We start from the raw sequence: 4,368 nt of genomic DNA on the forward strand, positions 1-4,368 counted from the left end.
GATGCCCAACTTGCCCTCGATGCCGGCGAACGCGTCATCGACCACCGGGTCGGCTGCGGTCCTCAGTCCGCGCCCTCGGAGATCATTTCCAAGAGCGCGGAAGCTTTTCCCATGACCTCCAACGCGGCTTTGTTCCGGGCCAGTTCCTTCTCCAGCCGTTCCACCTGGCGGCGCAGCTTCTCGTTTTCCGTCTCTGCGGCCGACTTCTTAGGCCGGGCCGGGCTGGTGCGCTGGTCGACCAGCTTCTCCAATGCCCCGGCATCCCGCGCGGCCCGCCATTCCTTGACGTGCGAGTGGTAAAGGCGCTCGCGGCGCAGGACAGCGCCCTTCTCGTTCTTGGGTGCGGCGTCGTACTCGGCCACGATGCGCAGCTTGTACTCCGGACTGAAGGAACGGCGCTTCGGCCTGGGGGCCGGGTCGGACTCGGCGGGGTTGGTGCTGGTCATGAGGGGGTGGTTCTCCTGTCGTGCCCTCTCAGGCTAACCCGACTAAGCGGGGCGTCTCACCCAAGGCTGACAGAGAGGGGCTTGGGTTCGAAGGTGGTGATGGTCTTGGTCAGCGGTCCCGCGTCCGCAGGCGTGTACGCCGTGGACGTGGTGTGCCCTGCCGCGTTCGTGACGCTCAGTGTGCGGCCGAGGGTGTCGTAGCTGGTGGTGGCCACGGTCTGCCAGCCTGTCGGCATCCTCTCGCCGCCCGGGTCGGTGGTGGCCGCGTAGCCGGTGGCGCGGCCGGCCCAGGTGGCCTCGCCCCGAGTAGGCTTCTGCGTCGCCGACCAGGCTGTGGCGTTCGGCGTGTCGTAGACGGTGGCGGTGTCCGACAGGACGTCGCCACCCGTGGCGGAGGTGACCGGAAGGCTGAGGTTGGATTCCGTGATGGAGCAGGCCCGGCCGACGGTGCGGGTACGGGAAGCCAGGCCGGTAATGCCGACTGCGTCGTTGCGTGCGTACCAGGTGCGCGTGCAGGTCTCGTCACCGCCGGTGCCGGCATCCCCGGAGTCGCTGACGCTGGCGGGCATGCCGTAGTCGTCGAAGGTGGTGCTGACGGAGCGGGTGCGCCACGTCTTCGAGGCGGTGAGGTAGGCGTACGTGCTGGCCTTGCCGGTGCGTACGTAGCGGGCCACGTGATCGGCGGCATCGGGCGCGTTCTGCCGGGCGGTCTCCTTGGACCAGGGGTCGTTCACCGTCGCCGAGATCGGCGTGGCGCCGTCGTAGGTGACCTGCTCGCGAAGCTGGCCCGCATACTGGTTGCTGTCGGTGACCGAGGCCGCGCCAAGGTCGGGTGCCGCCAGCGGGGCAACGGTGACGGATTTGGTGGTGCCGTCCTTGTTCTTGTCCCCGTGCATGCCCTGCAGGTAGAGCGAGACCGTCCTGGAACGCGTCGTGCTCGTCGCACCGGTCCACGCGGTGACCTGGCGGTAGCCCCGCCAGTCCGACCAGGTGCGCTCGCCCTTCGGCGTGAACGGGTCGTCGCTGTGGTGCCAGGCCGCACCGCTGTAGGAGTAGGCGTACTCGACCGCCTCGTTGTCCGCGGCCGGGTCGGAGACGGTCACGGCCAGCACCCGGTACTTTTGGAACCAGTCGATCGAGGCATCCGAGGAGCCGTTGATGTGCCAGAACTGCGGGTAGCAGGAACGGGTGTTGGTGTCCGGTGCCGCGTTCAGTACCTGGCTGCGCACACATTCGGGAGCCGACGTGGTCACCGTGGTGATGGCGCCGGTCTCGGAGGTGACGGTCGAGATACGGGGCCGGGTCAGCGGCAGGATGTCATCGGTGGCGTCTACCCGATTGGGCCGCATCTGGTACGTGAACGAGATCGGGTTGAGGCCGATGCTCGTATCACCCGCCTTACCAGTGCGTTTGAGCGACTTCAGCGTGAGCACCTGGTCGGAGCTGTCCCCGATGTCCCCGCCGTCCAGGTACTCCTGGGTCAGCGCCCAGGAGTCCACCGGGTCGTATACACCGCTGGTGACGTTGTAGGAGACAGTGTCGATTCCGGTCAGGCGCTTGCGGGTGAAGAAGGCCGGGCCGGCCGCGTTGCAGTCGGAGCCGTCCTTGGAGCAGATCGCGTCGAACGGCACGTCCGGCCAGTTCTTGGCGGTGTCCTTCGTCAGGCTGGAGCAGTTGGAGGCAGTGCAGCGCTCGGCGTGGTCGAAGGTGACCTTCGCGTCCGCCTTGTCCGCGAACAGGGCGCCCTTGCGCAGCCCGTACTCGATCCGGGTGAGGTAGCCGCCCCGGGTATAGGAGGCGTTGGCGGTCTTCGACTTGTTCTTCTTGTAGTAGTTCGATTCCTTCGTGTACCAGTACGTGGCCGCGTTGCCCCGGGTGTCCTCGATATAGTCGAGGTTCCACCGCCACGCCTGCGTGAGAGCACGGTCGGCGAAGGCACTGCCGCCCGAGTAGCCGGGCTCGCCGGCGTCGTCGCCGAACACGGGCACCGCCCATGTGGAGTTGGTGCGCTGGGCGCCGGCGCCGTCCAGCTTGTTCAGGCCGAACACGTACTTCGTGCCGTCGCCGGTGGTGACGGTCCAGTACTCACCGTTGTCGTCGTCGTTGTCGGCTCCGGTGGAGCGCGTCACCTTCGAGGCGTCGTCGTTCTCCAGTCGCCACTGCCCGGTAGCGTCGTCCTTGACCAGGCGGGTCGACTTGCCGTTCAGCACCAGACGGGCGTTGTCGTACTTCCAGCACAGATCGAAGACCTCCGGATGCCCGTCGTCGTCGCAGGAGCCGTAGGTGCGCTCAATGTAGGACTCGCTGAGCGCGAAGCCCTCACCCACCGACGTGCCCTGGTTGTTGGTGGTCGCCGTCCGTCCGTCGACGCTGCCCGAGTCGTACGACAGCGACAGCGACGGCGTCGGGCCGGCCGCCGCGGGCGGCATGGTGAAGTCGTACGACCAGGTAAAGGACCCCGAGCTGCCGCCGGCCTGCCAGGACGAGGACGATGACAGCGGCGTCGCCGAGTAGTCCCCGGTTCCCTTCGGTGACTGCCCGGACCCGGCGTCGGCGGCGGTGACCGCGAGCACCGTCACTCCACCGCCGGCACTGTCCGCGCGTAGGAGCTGCTTAGACGTTCCGCTTGCCGCTCCGCCCAGGTGCACCTTCGCCGATACCGACTGGTGCGCGACGTCGTTGTCGGACGTCAGCGGTCGCTGGGTGCGGCATTCGGGTTTCTGCGGGGACGTCAACGCACAGGCGGGCAACTGCACCAGACGCAGCCGCTGCGACCACCCGCCGCCGATCGCCGAGGCGAAGCCGCTGTAGTCGACGCTCACCTCGGCGGTGCCCGCCGTGTCGGCCTCGGCCGTCAGCAGTACACCTGTGACTCCCGCCATCCGGGCGGCCCTCTGGTCCAGCACGTTGATCCGTGCCGTGCCGCCGGCCGCGGCCTGGGCCTTCGCGCTCCCGCCGGGTACCGAGCTCACCATGATGGGCACACCACCCGGCGAGGCGTTGGCCGTCCTGCCACCGGTGAGCCTGAGCGTGGCCTCGCCCTGCTTGGGCCAGGCAGCCTTCTGCTCCGTCCGGGCTTTTCTGGCCTGAGCCGTGTTGGCCTTCTTGTCCCGGGCGACCTTCTGTCGCGCCTTCTTCGCGCCCGGCCCCTCGAACACCTGGACCTTGCTTACCCGGGGCTTGGGCACATCAGGCCGTCCAAGGCCCCCCGATGTCGTGGCTTCGGCTACCTGTGCCAGCCCCATGGGAACCACCAGCGCGAGGGCGATCGACTGCACCAGCAGCCGGCCCGCGCGATGCCGTGCGGCTCCTGCACGTCGCCGTCTTGAGGTGCCTATGCCAAAGACCATCGTTTTCGCCCCGCCCAGTCCCGTAGAAAAGAAGTCCAGTCGTTTGCAGAACACCGGGTCTGCCGCACCCCCGGGGTGAGGACAGCTGCCTCAAGGGCTGCCCTCACCCCTTCCACGGGTCAGTCACCCACGGTTTCCTCGATCTGCTGCCCATCGGCCATCGCGCCGGCCCACAGGCGTACCTCTGCCACCTGGCCCGGAAGGAAGTGCCGCCATGCCCCTGCGGTGAAGCCCTTGCCGACAGCGAAGTCGCCCGAGCCGGCCTTCGCGGTGAACGCGCGGGGTTCGCCGTTCTGCATGTATCCCAGATAGAGGCTGATCGTGCCTGTCGTGCCTGCCTGGGCATCGAAGACGCCGGTCAACCGGACCATGCCGTCCACCAGTGCGCTCTCGTCGGAAGTCACGGCGCTGAACGTCCCGTCCGCGTTGAGCCGACCGAAGCGCCAGAAACCGACGGGCACGGTCTTCTCCTCGAACGTGTCCTCATCCAGCACGGTCTGCTTGCCTGTCAGCTCGTACCAGAGCCCCCATGCCGAACCGTCCGCCGTACGCTGCCCGAGCACCTGCCCGGT

Annotated in this window: 1 protein-coding gene and 2 pseudogenes; all 3 read right to left on the reverse strand. The window is 67.9% G+C overall.

Annotated features, from left to right (window positions below):
- Positions 1 to 62: 62 nt before the first annotated feature.
- Positions 63 to 446 (reverse strand): transposase, encoded by a 384-nt coding sequence (locus tag RH94_RS15455; RefSeq protein ID WP_073946048.1) that lies wholly within the window; start codon positions 444 to 446, stop codon positions 63 to 65.
- 92 nt (positions 447 to 538) lie between these two features.
- Positions 539 to 3,796, reverse strand: a pseudogene (locus RH94_RS15460) (RHS repeat-associated core domain-containing protein); the annotation flags it as partial.
- Positions 3,797 to 3,915: 119 nt separating this feature from the next.
- Positions 3,916 to 4,368, reverse strand: a pseudogene (locus tag RH94_RS15465) (LamG domain protein jellyroll fold domain protein); the annotation flags it as partial.

The organism is Streptomyces kebangsaanensis (assembly GCF_001906585.1).
Lineage (GTDB): Bacteria > Actinomycetota > Actinomycetes > Streptomycetales > Streptomycetaceae > Streptomyces > Streptomyces kebangsaanensis.

What these genes read in the sequence shown, in the direction of transcription:
- RH94_RS15455 (WP_073946048.1), bottom strand. Translation starts at nt 446, where the DNA reads ATGACCAGCACCAACCCCGCCGAGTCCGACCCGGCCCCCAGGCCGAAG.